16 protein-coding genes are annotated in these 16,186 nt (G+C 34.6%); 10 read left to right on the top strand and 6 right to left on the bottom strand.

All coding sequences use genetic code 11. The features are described 5' to 3' along the window. Positions 1-34 precede the first annotated feature (34 nt). The 3 genes from ACRD62_RS13690 to ACRD62_RS13680 are packed head-to-tail and all read right to left on the bottom strand — an operon-like array spanning position 35 to position 3,094. Positions 35-1,141, bottom strand: a complete 1,107-nt coding sequence (locus tag ACRD62_RS13690; RefSeq protein ID WP_430820670.1) for an AMP-binding protein — start codon at positions 1,139-1,141, stop codon at positions 35-37. Next, positions 1,141-2,187: an o-succinylbenzoate synthase gene (locus ACRD62_RS13685; RefSeq protein ID WP_430820669.1), complete on the bottom strand. Its 1,047-nt coding sequence runs from the start codon at positions 2,185-2,187 to the stop codon at positions 1,141-1,143. Before ACRD62_RS13685 ends, ACRD62_RS13690 begins: the two co-directional genes overlap by 1 nt. 1 nt (position 2,188) lies before the next feature. After that, positions 2,189-3,094, bottom strand: a complete 906-nt coding sequence (locus ACRD62_RS13680) for a 1,4-dihydroxy-2-naphthoate polyprenyltransferase (protein ID WP_430820668.1) — start codon at positions 3,092-3,094, stop codon at positions 2,189-2,191. Positions 3,095-3,208: 114 nt separating this feature from the next. Between ACRD62_RS13680 and murB the strand changes: the two genes are divergently transcribed. The 5 genes from murB (at position 3,209) to ACRD62_RS13655 (ending at position 7,854) form a co-directional block, all read left to right on the top strand. After that, positions 3,209-4,222: a UDP-N-acetylmuramate dehydrogenase gene (gene murB, locus ACRD62_RS13675; protein ID WP_430820667.1), complete on the top strand. Its 1,014-nt coding sequence runs from the start codon at positions 3,209-3,211 to the stop codon at positions 4,220-4,222. Between the two features lie 75 nt (positions 4,223-4,297). Next, the gene (mltG, locus tag ACRD62_RS13670) at positions 4,298-5,365 is read left to right on the top strand and encodes an endolytic transglycosylase MltG (RefSeq protein WP_430820666.1); all 1,068 of its coding nucleotides are present in this window, start codon (positions 4,298-4,300) and stop codon (positions 5,363-5,365) included. A 103-nt stretch (positions 5,366-5,468) separates the two neighbouring features. Further along, positions 5,469-5,918, top strand: a complete 450-nt coding sequence (locus tag ACRD62_RS13665; protein WP_430820665.1) for an SPOR domain-containing protein — start codon at positions 5,469-5,471, stop codon at positions 5,916-5,918. Between the two features lie 123 nt (positions 5,919-6,041). Beyond that, entirely contained in the window at positions 6,042-7,232 is a 1,191-nt protein-coding gene (locus tag ACRD62_RS13660; protein WP_430820664.1) for an FprA family A-type flavoprotein, read from the top strand. A 112-nt stretch (positions 7,233-7,344) separates the two neighbouring features. Further along, a complete protein-coding gene (locus ACRD62_RS13655) occupies positions 7,345-7,854 on the top strand; it encodes a UpxY family transcription antiterminator (RefSeq protein WP_430820663.1) in 510 nt (169 codons plus the stop codon). 8 nt (positions 7,855-7,862) lie between these two features. Here the strand turns inward: ACRD62_RS13655 and ACRD62_RS13650 are convergent, their stop codons facing one another. From ACRD62_RS13650 to rpsA, 3 genes are read right to left on the bottom strand one after another with little or no spacing between them, the layout of a single operon-like run. Next, a complete protein-coding gene (locus tag ACRD62_RS13650; protein WP_430820662.1) occupies positions 7,863-8,780 on the bottom strand; it encodes a ribonuclease Z in 918 nt (305 codons plus the stop codon). Between the two features lie 4 nt (positions 8,781-8,784). Beyond that, positions 8,785-9,141: an STAS domain-containing protein gene (locus ACRD62_RS13645; RefSeq protein WP_321410793.1), complete on the bottom strand. Its 357-nt coding sequence runs from the start codon at positions 9,139-9,141 to the stop codon at positions 8,785-8,787. Positions 9,142-9,166: 25 nt separating this feature from the next. Next, positions 9,167-11,035, bottom strand: coding sequence for a 30S ribosomal protein S1 (rpsA, locus tag ACRD62_RS13640; protein ID WP_430820661.1), 1,869 nt, complete (start codon positions 11,033-11,035; stop codon positions 9,167-9,169). A gap of 363 nt (positions 11,036-11,398) precedes the next feature. Between rpsA and ACRD62_RS13635 the strand changes: the two genes are divergently transcribed. The 5 genes from ACRD62_RS13635 (at position 11,399) to rfbD (ending at position 16,176) form a co-directional block, all read left to right on the top strand. Continuing rightward, positions 11,399-12,709 carry a UDP-glucose dehydrogenase family protein gene (locus ACRD62_RS13635; RefSeq protein WP_430820660.1) on the top strand — a complete coding sequence of 437 codons (1,311 nt, stop codon included), beginning with the start codon at positions 11,399-11,401 and terminating at the stop codon, positions 12,707-12,709. Positions 12,710-12,829: 120 nt separating this feature from the next. Further along, positions 12,830-13,789, top strand: coding sequence for a UDP-glucuronic acid decarboxylase family protein (locus ACRD62_RS13630; RefSeq protein WP_430820659.1), 960 nt, complete (start codon positions 12,830-12,832; stop codon positions 13,787-13,789). Positions 13,790-13,807: 18 nt separating this feature from the next. Beyond that, positions 13,808-14,680 carry a glucose-1-phosphate thymidylyltransferase RfbA gene (gene rfbA / locus ACRD62_RS13625; RefSeq protein ID WP_430820658.1) on the top strand — a complete coding sequence of 291 codons (873 nt, stop codon included), beginning with the start codon at positions 13,808-13,810 and terminating at the stop codon, positions 14,678-14,680. Between the two features lie 69 nt (positions 14,681-14,749). Next, a complete protein-coding gene (gene rfbC, locus ACRD62_RS13620) occupies positions 14,750-15,301 on the top strand; it encodes a dTDP-4-dehydrorhamnose 3,5-epimerase (RefSeq protein ID WP_430820657.1) in 552 nt (183 codons plus the stop codon). Between the two features lie 2 nt (positions 15,302-15,303). Next, a complete protein-coding gene (gene rfbD / locus ACRD62_RS13615) occupies positions 15,304-16,176 on the top strand; it encodes a dTDP-4-dehydrorhamnose reductase (protein ID WP_430820656.1) in 873 nt (290 codons plus the stop codon). Positions 16,177-16,186 lie beyond the last annotated feature (10 nt).

Here is a 16,186-nt window from a genome sequence, read left to right as displayed (position 1 = left end):
TTCTATCCATTCATACAAATATAACATTATTGCCTTATGCTATATTTGAATTAATGTTGTTAACTATTTTTTCTTTTATCTCTCCTCTTTTGACTTTCCCACTCTCGGTTCTTGGAAAAGTATCCAAACAATAAATTCTCTTTGGCTTTTCGTAACTATTTATAGAATCAAGCATAGAATTCTCAATCGCTATGCTTTCTTTCGATTCTAACACTAATACAACAGACTCTCCCCATTTTTCGTCAGGTAATCCGATTATTACAAAATTAATATTGATAAAAACAGATAACTTAGCCTCCAGCTCTTCAGGAAAGATTTTAATTCCTCCCGAATTGATTACATTATCGAAACGTCCTCTCAAGATAAATTGATTTGCTCCGATTAGTTCCACAATATCATTTGTAACTATCAATTCAGGATTAATATCAGAAGGCTCAATAACCAGGCATGACCTATTATCTGTAGATATTTGGATGTTATTTAAAACAGTAAAAGGCTCATTCACGTCATTTTTAACTCGCTTTAAGGCAATGTGCGATACTGTTTCAGTCATTCCATAGGTTTCCCATACTTTTGATGATACCTGACACATCTTATCAGCAAGATTCTTATCAACTTTTGCACCACCAAGAATCATTGTCTTTACCAATTGAAACTTCTCTTTCGATCGCTCAAATGCACATAGTGCCTGAGTTGGAACAAAAGCAGCAAAATCAATTTCTTCCTCCAGATCAACAAACGGATTTGATTGCACTCCACTTGTGATCAGATGAAGCCCTCCAATCAGAGCACGTACCACCATCATTTTACCGGCGATATAATTAACCGATAAACACAACAATGCCTTATCCCCTTCCTTCAAATGAAAGAATTCCAATGTTCGTTGCGCTGAATAAATCATGGAAGCCTTTGACATAATAATCTTCTTAGGACTTCCAGTACTACCTGATGTGAACAATTCAATATGTACAGATTCATTCATCCACTCTTCCAAAAAGCTACTTAAAGCCAATTTCCAATCGTTTCTATCGGCTTCTTTCTTCAACAGATAAATAAGTTTACTCAATCCTTCTTCATCTTCATATAATTGATGATTGAAATTAAGTGTCAAATACTTTTTATGAAGTAATTCTTCTTTCATTATTCATCAAACGGATTAACCCATGACTTCGTTGGATTATAATTCAAATTGTCACCTTTTAAATACAATGGTGATTCAATATTATTGCCAAAAACTTGACCAGTGCCCAAACCCTGTGGCATTTTATTATTTAATGTGTATACCCATTGAGCAATTGCATTTAAACCTATATTGCCTTCCAAGGCTGACGTTACCCACCAACCGACTCTTCTTTCTTCTGCCAATTTTATCCATTCAGTTGAAGATGCAAAACCGCCTGTCAAACTTGGCTTTAAAATGATGTATTGAGGTTTAATTAAGGAAAGCATCTTATTTCGTTCTTCAGAATCATGAACTCCAATCAATTCTTCATCCAATGCAATAGGTAATGGCGTTTTACTGCATATCTCTGACATCTTCTCCCATTGCCCTGCCTTAATTGGTTGTTCTATTGAATGCAAATGCAATGCTGCCAATTGATCGAGCTTATTCATTGTATCTTCCATCTGAAAGGATCCATTTGCATCAACCCTTATTTCAAGCACATCTTTTGAAAACCTTTGTCTGATTCCTTGAAGCACCTTTAACTCATCTTCAAAATTCAAGGCTCCGATTTTCATTTTTAGACAAGAAAAACCTTGTTCCAGTTTAGATTCAATCTGACGATTCATATTCGGGATATCACCCATCCATATTAAACCATTGATTTTTATTGAATCACTGCAAATTGTAAAGCTCGATTCAAATAATTCAAATGTTGATTTAGCCTGTAAGCTTTGCAATGCCATTTCTATTCCAAAACGCAATGCTGGTAAACTCTTATATTTCGTATGAAATTCAGGAATTATTGTATTTATATTACTGCATAGCTCCGGCAACATTTCATCTAAATGACTTTCTTCATCAGGACTCAATCCGGGTATAACTGAAATTTCTCCTATCCCGGTTTTTCCATTATCATCCCGCAATCTGAGATACCAGCTTGGCTTTTCATAAAGCACCCCTCGCGATGTCCCACCAGGAAAATTAAACTTGAGAATATGCTTTTTAAAATCAGCTTCCAACATACTAGAACATGTTTAATCCTGCTCCCATAAACAGCACAAAAATTAATGTTGATATAGCTAGCTTCTTAAGCTGAGGATCAAAATCATCGGCCACCCATGCCTTTTTAATGGATAAGATATGACTAAGAAATAATGGCATACTGGCTATAAAAAGTAGATGAATCAACCTAAAATCATTGATTAAAACAAAAATCAATAAAAAGATAAATGAGAATGAAATTAATACATAATGATAAACCTTCGCTGCTTTCAAGCCCATTTTCACAACTATCGTTTTCTTGCCTGCCGTACGATCACTTTCAATATCACGCATATTATTCACATTCAGAACACCTGAACTCAAAAAACCAACACTCAGTGCTGGTAATAAAACTCTCCAATCCCAATCATTGGCATGCAAAAAGTAGGTACCTCCAACTCCGGCCAATCCAAAAAATATTAGTACAAAAACATCACCTAAACCCTTGTATCCATATGGATTCGAACCCATAGTATATTTTAAAGCAGCCGCAATAGCACCCAATCCAATAAGCAAAAAAAGTAAGAATCGAATTTGAATTAAACCTCCAAAAGAAGCATAAATTAAACCAATACCTGAACCTAGAGACAAAAGTGTAAAAATAATGATGGCAATTTTCATTTGATTCAATGATATAGCCCCACTTTGAACCATTCTTTGAGGACCTTGTCTTCCATCATGATCAGCTCCATTAACGCTATCACCATAATCATTTGCCAAGTTTGACAGTATCTGCAGAAACAAGGTTGTTAACAATGCAAGCAATAAAATACTCCATTGAAATTTACCATAATAGGCTGCGATAAAACTCCCCATCAAGATTGATGAAAAAGCGAGTGGCAAGGTACGTAAACGAAAAGCTGTTATCCAGGCTTTAGTTGATGACATATTTAAACTATTTGAGGCAAAAGTACATATTTGTAATAATTATTGAACCTGAAAAAAGTTCATAATTTTCATGAGAATAGGAATCAACTATATTTGCATTTCAAAACACACAATATGCTTTCGATAGAAAAAAACGCTAATCTAAAACCCTATAATACATTTGGCCTTGAAGTAAAAGCCAATCAACTGGCCATTTGCCCTGATCATGAAAGTTTACTTGAAATCATAACTTATTTGCATAAAAACCCAACATCTTATCTTATTCTGGGTGGTGGAAGTAATCTTTTATTTTCAAAGGATTTTGATGGAATTATTATCCATCCAACAATAAAAGGCATTAAAGTAATTAAAGAAGATCCAAAACACATTTGGATTGAAGCCGGTGCTGGAGAGAATTGGGATGATTTAGTAGCTTTTTGTGTCAACCACAACTTCTATGGACTCGAAAATCTTTCGTATATACCCGGTAATGTTGGCGCATCACCTGTTCAAAATATTGGCGCATATGGTGTTGAAGTAAAAGATTGCATTGAAGAAGTAAACGGAATTTATATTGAGGATGCAACGCCATTTACAATGGACAATGATGAATGTATGTTTGATTATCGTTACAGCATTTTTAAAAATGAACTAAAAAATAAAGTTATAATCACATCTGTGGTTTATAAACTTGATAAAGCAGGTGAATTAAACCTCTCCTATGGTCCGGTAAAAGATGAATTATTTAAAAAGGACGAAAGAGATTTAAAAACATTAAGGGAGACAATAATAGAAATTAGAAAAAGTAAATTACCTGAACCTTCCGAAATAGGAAATGCAGGTTCTTTCTTTAAAAATCCTGTTGTTACAAAAAGTCAGTTCGATTCTTTACAAAAAGACTTTCCACAAATTCCGAACTATATTTTGTCAGAAGACTTAATAAAAATACCTGCCGGATGGTTAATTGAAACAAGTGGTTGGAAAGGTAAATCATTTGGCGGAGCAGCTGTACATGAAAAACAAGCATTGGTTTTAATCAACCAAAATAAGGCTAAGGCACAGGACATTATCAATCTGGCTAACAACATTATCACTGACATAAATAACCGTTTTGGAATTACTTTGGAACCAGAAGTTAACATCATTTAGAAAATAATCACGAAAAATTACCGTTGATTAAAGAGGTCGGAATGATTAATTTTATCATCCAAACAAAATTATTAAATGACAATAAAACAGCGTAATAAAAAGAAGAAAACAGGTAAGCTTTTAATTGGGCTTACTATTATACTTGGTGTATTTGCAATTGTTGGTTTAATGGGATTGAAGTATTACAAATGGATATTTTCCGACAACATTAATTTATCTGATAAGCAAGCAGAATTTCTATATATACCAACACACTCTACATTTGAAGATCTGCAAACAATTCTTGACGAGAATGAATTGCTCTTAAACAAAAAATCATTTGAATGGGTCGCCACCATTAAGAAGTTCAATACAGTAAAACCTGGTCGATACCAGATAAAAGAAGGAATGTCGAACAACACCTTAATTAATCTTCTTCGTTCAGGTAAACAGACTCCAGTCAAAGTTACTTTTAATAACATCCGAACCAAACAAGAGCTAGCAGGCACAATTAGTCATTATATCGAAGCAGATAGTATTAGTTTACTTGAGAGTTTAAATGATCCGGTACTACTGAGTGAATTAGGAGTCAATTCTGAAACCATTCTCTCCTTGTTTTTACCGAATACATATGAATTGTGGTGGAATACAACAGCAGAAAAGTTTATTAAAAGAATGAACGCTGAATATCAAAAGTTTTGGGATGATGAAAAAACAGCAAAAGCAAAGGCATTAAGCCTAACTCCAAAACAAGTTAGTATTTTGGCTGCCATAGTAGATGAAGAAACTATCAAACCTGATGAAAAACCAATGGTTGCCGGTTTATATCTCAATCGACTAAAAAAGAACATACGTCTTCAAGCTGACCCCACGGTTAAATATGCATTAGGCGACTTTAGTATCCAAAGAATTCTTACAAAAGATTTGGAAATAAACTCACCCTATAATACCTACAAATATGGTGGTCTTCCTCCTGGACCAATAAGAATTCCTTCAATTTCGGGAATTAATGCTGTACTAAATCACACAAAACATGATTACCTATACATGTGTGCAAAAGAAGACTTCTCGGGATACCACAACTTTGCAAAAACATTAAAACAGCATAATCAGAATGCTGCCAAATTTCAGAAAGCCCTTAATAAAAGAAAGATCTATCGATAGTTTTTATTTTAACGCCTAACGTAACTTTAATAGAAAATTGAATTATTTTCGTAAACTGAAAATCATTTTAGAATAATACAGTAACCTGATAAAACAATAGTATATGAAATTATCAACCATCTTCACCTTACTTATTTCAATATCCATTTTGGCTTCTTGTGCATCCTTAAAAAAAGGCTCTTCTAGCTTCGATGATAGTGACAGTCCGTATGTTACAGAAGAAACGAAGCCAAAGGTTAAGGAACAACCAAAACCTGAAAAAGAAATTGTTGTTAAAGAGGAGAAAGTAAAAACCGTTGATGCCAACGAAGACGAAGTATTTAAATACTATGTCATCATTGGTTCTTTTAAAGTACTTGATAATGCAAAAAACTACAAACAACAATTAATCAACGAAGGTTTTACGCCCGTTATACTTGAAAATGAAAATGGATTATACCGTGTTTCAGTTGCAGCTTATAACGATGAAAATCCAGCCCGCACAAAGATTGGAAGTATACGTGCTAACTATGAAAAATATAGTGATGTATGGTTATTAATTAGAAAAATGTAAAATTTAAATAAGACTTAAAAGCTCCTTTTCAGGAGCTTTTTTTATTTTAACCACTATCTTTTTTTTATTTTTGCGCATTCAAATACCGAATTAGTAACAATTAAAGATAAAACCAGATTCAAGATGTATAGACCAGTAAATCTATCTGAACAAATTTTCTACGTTGGAGTAAACGACCGCCGAACAGCATTGTTTGAAAACATGTGGCCCTTAGATCGTGGAGTCTCATATAACTCATACCTTATTGCCGATGAAAAAGTAGCTGTAATAGACACTGTTGAAGCCGGTCATTTTGAAAAATGGATTGCCAAAGTACGCGCTGTTATCAATGATCGTCCTATTGACTACCTCATCGTTAATCATATGGAACCCGACCACTCAGGGGCAATTCGCATTCTTACAGAATTATATCCTGATATGGAAATTGTTGGGAACAAAAAAACACTTCCCATGATAGAAGGGTATTATGGCATAAGCTCTAACTTTAAAGAAATTAAAGAAGGAGACACTCTTGAATTAGGCAAGAACAAATTAACATTTTATACGGTCCCAATGGTTCACTGGCCTGAATCAATGGTATGTTTTGAAGAAACCAACCAGATACTATTTTCTTCTGATGCTTTTGGAAGCTTTGGAACATTAGATGGTGGCATTTTTGATGATGAATTGGATTTTGAATATTTCAAAGATGAAATGCGACGCTATTACTCCAATATTGTGGGTAAATATGGAAATCCTGTTCAAAAAGCACTTCAAAAATTAGGTAGCTTAGAAATGAAAATGATTGCCCCTTCTCATGGACCAATATACCGCGAAAACATTACTCAAATGATTAATTGGTACAATCAATGGAGTCAATATGAAGGTGAAGAAGGCGTTGTTGTTGCTTATGCATCGATGTATGGTAATACCGAAGAGATGGCTGAAGTAGCTGCGAGAGCACTGGCTGAATCAGGGATTAAAAATGTAAGAGTTTATGATGTAAGTAAAACACATCCATCCTACATAATTTCAGACATCTTCAAATTCAAAGGAATTATTTTGGGAAGTCCAACGTATAGCAATGAATTACATCCTAACATGGAAGCGTTGGTTTCAAAACTTCAACATATGGGCGTAACTAATCACTACTATGGAATACTTGGTTCTTACACATGGGCCGGGGCTTCAGTTAAGAAACTAAATGAAGCAGCGGAGTCACTAAAATGGGAAGCTGTTGCTGAACCTGTTGAAGAGAAACACTCGCTTAAAGAAGACAAATACGAAGCCTGCTGGCAATTAGGTGTAGCCATGGCCGACAAATTAAGAAGTTAATCGAGTATAATAAACTAACAAAAAAGAGCATTGAACAAGTGCTCTTTTTTTTGTTTTATCATGTCAAAAAAGGCAAATTTATTACCTTCGCGACAAACATACACGAACTATTTTGGACGATAAGAAGAAATACACCTGGTATGCCCTTTATACCAAGTCAAGAGCTGAGAAGAAGGTATTGGAACAATTAACCAATATGGGTATTAAAGCATATCTTCCCATGAAAAAAATCCTTCGTCAATGGAGCGATCGCAAGAAATGGGTTGAAATGCCAGTAATCAGTTCATACATCTTCGTAAACATCCTCAAAGAAGATTACCGTAAAGTATTTGAAGCAAATGGTGTGGTTGCTTATGTATCCTATAAAGGACATGCCTGTACTATTCCTGATTCTGATATTGAAGCCATGAGACGCACCATAGAGAATCAATTGGATTTTGATGTCGAAACAGACCAACTTAAAAAAGGTCAGACAATAACTGTTACATCAGGGCCACTAAAAGGTATAACTGGCGAAGTATTGGAAGTACAAGGTGCTAAAAAGCTATATCTAAGAATCAGTAATATTGGTTATACCCTGGTAGTTGATTTAGCCGACGCTTCCTTTACAAAAGAAAGTTAAACGCTTATCTAATCGATAAAATACTCATTATTATCCAGGGCTAACTCAACATTCTCAAATACTGCAGAGGCTTCTTCCTTAAGAGGTGTAAGATCGAAATATCTACTGGAGAAATGTCCAATTAGTAACTTACCAACAGCAGCATCCTTTGCTATTGTGGCAGCCTGATGTGCAGTTGTATGACTAGACGATTTTGCAAGACTTTTTAATTCATGCAAAAAGGTAGCTTCATGATACAAAAGATCGACGCCTTGAATTACAGGAATGATTTTTCTGAAATATTTTGTATCTGAACAAAAAGCATATGAACGTGCTTTAGGCGCAGGAATAATTAACTCTTTCTGATTAACCTCTCTCCCATCCTCATCAAAATATGGATTCCCATTCTTTATTGATACAATATCGGCAATACCTAAATTGAATTTGAATATGGCTTCCTTACGAATGTTTGGTTCCTTTTCTTTCTCTTTAAAAAGAAAACCACAAGTAGGTATGCGATGAGACAAAGGAAATGACTCAACAGTCACCTTTTTATCCTCATAAATAACTTTAGATGAATCGTATGTTAGATCATTGAATTCAATGGCAAACGGAAGATCTTCACAAAAATAATCCAAATGTGGTTTTAATAATGTTTTCAAATCTGGATGTGCATGAATAGTAAGTTTTTTATTCCTACCCAATAATCCAAAAGTTGATATTAAACCCATTAAACCAAAAACATGATCGCCATGTAGATGAGAAAGAAAAATATGATGAATTTTGGAAAAATTAATCTTATTCTTCCTCAACTGCATCTGTGTTCCTTCACCGCAATCAATCAAAAAAAAACGCTCAGATACACGTAGTATCTGAGCGGTAGGATATCTATCCGATGTTGGTAATGCTGAATTACTTCCTAAAATGGTTACTGAAAAGCTACTCATCGAATTAGTTCGAATCAATCGCTTTACGTATCATTTCAGTTCCGTCATTTAATGACGGGGCTATGTTTAAAACAGAATCCAACTGCGAAACCGAGATTAATCTCTCAACCGCAGGCTGTAATCCTGCTAATACAAATACCCCATCGGCATTTTTACAAAGTCTGTTAGCAACAAGAATGGCACTTAAACCAGACGAATCGCAATAATTACACTTTCCAAGATCAAGCAGAATATTTTTCTCACCATTACCCGAAAGTAACACTAACTCTGATTTCAGCGTTGGTGCAATATGCGTATCCAACTTTTCTTTCAAAACCTGAACCAATGTAAATCCGTCTAATTTATCAATTTTAAAGTCCATTCTTATCGTTTTAACTTAGTAATAACTATTCTTTAGATGATTTCTCATCAGCTTCCAATTGATCTTTCAAGGCAGCTAATTCAGAAATATCTCCTAAAGTAGTTTTTTCTAAGTTATCATTCAACTTCTTCACACCTTTTTTAGTGGCTTTAGTTTGAGCTTTCTTAGCAGCTACTTCTTCATCTTTCTGTACATCTTCGAAAATACGTGAATGCGATAGTATGATACGCTTAGCAGCCTTATTGAACTCAATCACTTTAAAATCAAGTTTTTCTTCCACTTTAGCCTGAGCTCCGTCTTCTTTTACAAGGTGACGTGGAGTAGCAAATCCTTCAACACCGTATTGCAATGCAATTACAGCACCTTTGTCGAAAATATCAACAATAGTACCTTCATGAACTGAATCAACAGTGAAGATAGTTTCGAATACATCCCATGGATTTTCTTCAAGTTGTTTGTGACCTAAACTCAAACGACGGTTTTCTTTGTCGATTTCAAGAACTACTACATCAATTTCGTCACCAATTGCAGTAAATTCTGCTGGGTGCTTAATTTTCTTCGTCCAAGATAAATCAGAAATGTGGATCAATCCGTCAATTCCTTCTTCAATTTCTACAAACACACCGAAGTTAGTGAAGTTACGTACATATGCTTTGTGTTTAGTTCCAACAGCATATACATCTTCGATTTTCTCCCATGGATCAGCTTTTAATTGCTTAATACCAAGAGACATCTTACGCTCGTCGCGATCTAAAGTCAATACCATTGCCTCTACATCGTCGCCCACTTTCAAGAAATCCTGAGCGCTACGTAAGTGTTGTGACCATGACATTTCAGAAACGTGGATCAAACCTTCTACACCTGGAGCAATTTCTACAAATGCACCATAGTCAGCCATAACAACCACTTTACCTTTCACTACATCACCAACTTTAAGCTCTGAATCCAATGAATCCCAAGGATGAGAAGTCAATTGTTTCAAACCTAATGCAATTCTTTTCTTTTCATCATCGAAATCAAGAATTACAACGTTCAATTTCTGATCTAATTGAACAATTTCTTCCGGATGAGTCACACGGCCCCAAGAAAGGTCAGTAATGTGAATCAAACCATCTACGCCACCAAGGTCGATAAATACACCATAAGAAGTGATGTTTTTAACGGTTCCTTCAAGAACCTGACCTTTTTCAAGCTTAGAAATAATGTCTTTTTTCTGCTGCTCAAGTTCAGCTTCAATAAGTGCTTTATGAGATACAACTACGTTTTTGAATTCTGGGTTGATTTTCACCACTTTGAATTCCATAGTTTTACCTACATACATATCGTAATCGCGAATAGGCTTAACATCAATTTGTGAACCTGGCAAGAAAGCCTCAATACCAAATACATCCACAATCATACCACCTTTAGTACGACACTTGATGTAACCCTTGATAACTTCATCGTTATCCAAAGCTTCGTTTACGCGATCCCAAGAACGTAATGCTCTTGCTTTTTTGTGAGAAAGAACTAATTGTCCTTTTTTGTCCTCTTGACTTTCAACGTAAACTTCTACTTTATCGCCAACTTTTAATTCCGGATTGTAACGAAATTCGTTACGGCTAACGATACCATCAGATTTGAATCCGATATTAATAACAACTTCACGTTTTGTTAATGCGATAACTTCTCCTTCAATTACTTCTTTTTCAGAAATAGTTGATAAAGTTTCGTCATACATTTTAGCCAATTCTTCTTTTGATGCACCAGCGCCTAATACATCACCTGCTTCATAGCTATCCCAGTCAAAATCATCAGCTGGAACAGTTGCAACTGGCTCGTTAGCAACAGGAGTTTCGTTTACTTCAGGAGTATTTTCTACAGGCTCCTGAACATTTTCTTTTTCTTCTGCCATTTCTCTAAATCGTTAAATAACTAGTAGTTAGACATTATATTGTAAAAATCCGTGCAAAATTATTAACTTTTTCTGAGTTAAAAAACTTTCTAAGCCAATAATTTAAGCTAAGTATTAAAAATAATTGGAGAATAAATTTTTGTCAAGATGTTTATATTATTAAAAACCACATATATTAAGTTTCATCCAAATATTTTCTCAACCATCACTCATTACTCAGACATCTGATTATCTACCACTTTTACATCATCAAATATGAATCCACAATATTAGACTGTTCAATTCATATAATATTTTCTATTTTTGAAGATTGAAAGATCAATACTCAATCAACTTTATTTCTAAACAGAATAAATAAGAATTATGAAAATTTCAATTATAGGGACTGGTTATGTTGGACTAGTTACAGGAACATGCTTCTCTGACACAGGTATTTATGTAACTTGCGTTGATATAAATAAGGACAAAATTGAAAAACTTAAAAAAGGTATAATACCTATCTATGAACCAGGCTTAGACAGAATGGTTCTTTCAAATGTAGAAAAAGACAGACTGCATTTCACAACAAGTTTAAAAGACAGTATTGAAGGTGCAGAAGCAGTTTTTATTGCTGTTGGCACCCCTCCAGAAGAAGATGGTAGCGCAGATCTAAGTCACGTATTATCTGTAGCCCGCGAGATAGGAAAACATATTAATAATCATATAGTAGTGGTTACCAAAAGTACTGTGCCGATTGGGACTGCTAAAAAAGTTAAAGCTGCGATACAGGATGAATTAGAAAAAAGAGGTGTACAAATTGACTTTGATGTTGCATCTAATCCTGAATTCTTAAAAGAAGGAAATGCCATTGAAGACTTTCTTAAACCGGATAGAATTGTTGTGGGAATAGAATCTGAAAAAGCAGAAAAAATAATGCAACGGTTGTACAAACCATTTGTGTTAAATGGCCATCCGATTCTTTTCATGGATATCCCATCAGCAGAAATGACAAAATATGCAGCTAATGCAATGCTTGCAACAAAAATCAGTTTCATGAATGACATTGCCAACCTATGTGAAATAGTTGGTGCTGATGTTTCAAATGTTCGTCGTGGCATCGGATCTGATTCAAGAATTGGTAATAAATTCATTTATGCAGGTGCTGGATATGGAGGTTCTTGTTTTCCTAAAGATGTGAAAGCAATAATTAAAACAGCACAACAATATAATTACCGATTAAGATTGTTAGAATCTGTTGAAGATGTAAACAATGATCAAAAGAAGGTGATTGTAAAAAAGATCATGAGCCATTTTGGTGATATCAAAGGTAAAACATTTGGTATGTGGGGACTATCTTTTAAACCACAAACTGACGATATGCGCGAGGCGCCATCTGTGGTAATTGCTGAGGCTTTAATAGAAGCTGGTGCCAAAGTTAAAGCATACGATCCTGTAGCAATTGAAGAGGCTCATAAAATATTAGGTGATTCCATTGAATATGGTAAAGATCAATATGATGCATTAATTGATACTGATGCATTAATATTAATCACGGAATGGCCTGAATTCAGAATGCCAAACTTTAAGGTGATGGAAAAATTAATGAATGAAAAAGTAATTTTTGACGGCCGTAATATTTACGACCCTGCTGAAATTAAAGAAAATGGATTTACCTACTATGGTATAGGTCGTTAATAAAACTATTCCCATAATAAGAAGTCTGGACAAATCTTTTCCAGACTTTTTTTATTTAATTTCATAATATTGCAATTAATATTCATTCTACTTTAAAAAGTAGTGATTTAAATATCTTCAATGAAAAAAAGAGTTTTAATAACAGGAGGGGCTGGATTTATTGGTTCTCACTTATGTGAAAGATTATTAAGTGAAGGCAATGAAGTGATTTGTATGGACAATTACTTTACAGGCGCTAAAGACAATATAGTACATCTGCTTGACAATCACTACTTTGAATTAATTCGTCACGATGTTACTCACCCTTATTTCATTGAAGTTGATGAAATTTACAATTTGGCTTGTCCCGCTTCACCTGTGCATTACCAATACAACTCGATCAAAACAATAAAAACTTCAGTGATGGGAGCGATCAATATGTTAGGTCTGGCCAAACGTATTAAAGCCCGTATCCTTCAAGCTTCGACAAGCGAAGTATATGGTGATCCATTAATCCACCCACAACCGGAATCCTATTGGGGGAATGTGAATCCTATTGGAATCCGCTCTTGTTACGATGAAGGTAAACGTTGTGCAGAAAGTTTATTTGTTAATTACCACGTACAAAATAATGTTGATATAAAGATCATCAGAATCTTTAATACATATGGCCCTAAGATGAATCCTGAGGATGGACGTGTGGTTTCAAATTTTATTGTACAGGCACTTTTAGGTGAAAACATTACTATTTTTGGTGATGGTAAACAAACCCGCAGTTTTCAATATGTTGATGATTTGGTAGAAGGAATGATCAGAATGATGGCTACAGGCAAGGAATTTGTTGGTCCCGTTAACATTGGCAACCCGAATGAATTCACAATGATTGAATTGGCAAATACGATACTTGAATTAACTAACTCAAAATCTAAACTATCTTTCGAACCTCTACCAGCTGATGACCCAACTCAACGCCAACCTGATATTTCACTTGCTCAAAAGGAATTAAATGGTTGGGAACCTAAAATTCAACTAAGAGAAGGTCTAACTAAAACCATTGAATATTTTGATGGTTTACTTAAACAAGGTTGGACAAGAAAATAAAATATTAAACTAAATCCTATGAATAAAAGAAAAGGCATCATCCTGGCAGGTGGTTCTGGCACAAGATTATATCCTGCAACTAAAAGTATTTCAAAACAGATCATACCTGTTTATGACAAACCAATGATTTATTACCCTCTATCAGTTTTAATGCTGGCTGACATAAAGGAAATACTGATTATTAGCACCCCTCACGACCTGCCTCTATACAAAAATCTCTTTGGAGATGGTTCTGATCTTGGTTTACAAATTAGTTATGCAGAACAACCATCACCTGACGGTTTAGCTCAGGCTTTTATTATTGGGGAAGAGTTTATTGGGGACAGTAACGTTGCAATGGTTCTGGGGGATAACATCTTTTATAGCTATGCTTTTAGCGAAACACTTTCAAGAGTATCAAAAACAGAAGATGCAGCAGTAGTTTTTGGTTATTACGTTACAGATCCGGAGAGATACGGAGTTGCAGAATTTGATCAGTCAGGAATGGTAACTTCTATTGAAGAAAAACCAGAAATACCCAAATCAAACTATGCCGTAACCGGTTTATACTTCTACCCTAATGATGTTGTTGAGAAGGCTAAAAGTTTAAAACCATCAAAACGTGGCGAATTAGAAATTACAGACTTAAACATGCTTTACTTAAATGAAAAGAGATTGCAATTAAGCAAACTTGGAAGGGGAACAGCATGGCTCGATACAGGCACACACGATAGTTTATTACAAGCAAGTAATTTTATTTCTACCATTGAAAATAGACAAGGATTGAAAGTTGCCTGCATTGAAGAAATTGCTTTTAATAAAGGATATATAAATAGAGACCAATTATTACAATTAGCAGAACCATTAAAGAAAAACGAGTACGGAAAATATCTGATTCGTATAGCAAAATAATGATGAAACTCCCCGTAATGATGTACAATTAAATCAGCATTGTTATTTTTGCAATTCAATCAACTTTAAATGGAAATAAAAAAAACACATATACCAGGATTGGTAATTATTCAGCCTCAGATTTTTGCTGATGACCGAGGCTTTTTCATGGAATCATACAATGAATCCAGATATTTTGAAAATGAAGTACTTCCACACTTTGTTCAGGATAATATTTCAAGATCATGTTATGGTACTGTTAGGGGATTGCATTATCAATTGGCTCCTTTTTCTCAGTCTAAATTGGTTCAGGTGTTAGAAGGTAAGGTTTTGGATGTAGCTGTTGACCTGAGAAAAAAATCTCCAACATTTGGTCAACATTATGCGATTGAACTAACAGCCGAAAACAAAATTCAGTTTTTTATACCACAAGGCTTTGCTCATGGATTTTCGGTTTTAAGTGAAACAGCCCTTTTCATGTATAAATGCGATAATTATTACAATCGTGAAGCAGAAAGAGGTCTGGCATATAATGATCCTGCATTAAATATAGACTGGAAAATACCTACAGACAAAGTCATCGTATCTCAGAAAGATAATATTCTACCTATTCTAAAGGAGGCAGAACATAACTTTGTTTAAAAATGAAAAAGATATTAGTAATTGGATCAGAAGGACAATTAGGTAGTGAATTAAAATTACTTCACTCCAATTTCGATAAAGCGGAATTTACTTTTACAACCATAGAATCGCTTGACGTAACCAATCAAACTGATTTAACAAACCAGATTACGTCTGATTCTTATAGTTACATTATAAATTGCACTGCTTACACGGCAGTTGACAAAGCGGAGAGTGATCAGGCCTTAGCCGATCAAATAAATCATCAGGCTTTAAAAACAATTGGTAAAAGCGCTTCTGAAATTGGTGCAAAAGTAATTCATGTATCCACTGATTATGTCTTTGATGGCACAAACTATAAGCCGTATACTGAAATTGATGTAACATCTCCCAATTCAGTTTATGGTAAAACCAAACTAGCTGGTGAAAAGGCATTGATGAATGCAAATGCTAATTCGATCATACTGCGCACATCATGGTTGTATTCAATGTTTGGAAATAATTTTGTAAAAACCATGTTAACGTTAGGCAAAGAAAGATCTGATCTAAATGTAATTTTTGATCAGGTTGGCTCCCCTACTTTTGCCAGAGATTTAGCAAAAGTCATTCTGAATATTATAGAAAAAGACATTACCTTTGAAATTTCTTTTCAGAGTGGCATTTACCATTATAGTAATGAAGGCGTTTGTTCATGGTTCGATTTCACCAGAACGATCCACGAGATAGCTAATATTACCTGTAATGTTAAACCTATTGAAAGTAAAGATTACCCAACAGCTGCACCAAGACCACATTATAGTGTTTTGAATAAATCAAAGATCAAAACAGTTTATAATGTAGATATTCCATACTGGAAAGACAGTTTAAAGGAATGTATAGCAAACATTAATCAGTAATCTAACACAC

It is taken from the genome of Carboxylicivirga caseinilyticus, assembly GCF_050589785.1.
GTDB lineage: Bacteria > Bacteroidota > Bacteroidia > Bacteroidales > Marinilabiliaceae > Carboxylicivirga > Carboxylicivirga caseinilyticus.
This window is presented reverse-complemented; position numbering and strand designations above follow the sequence as displayed.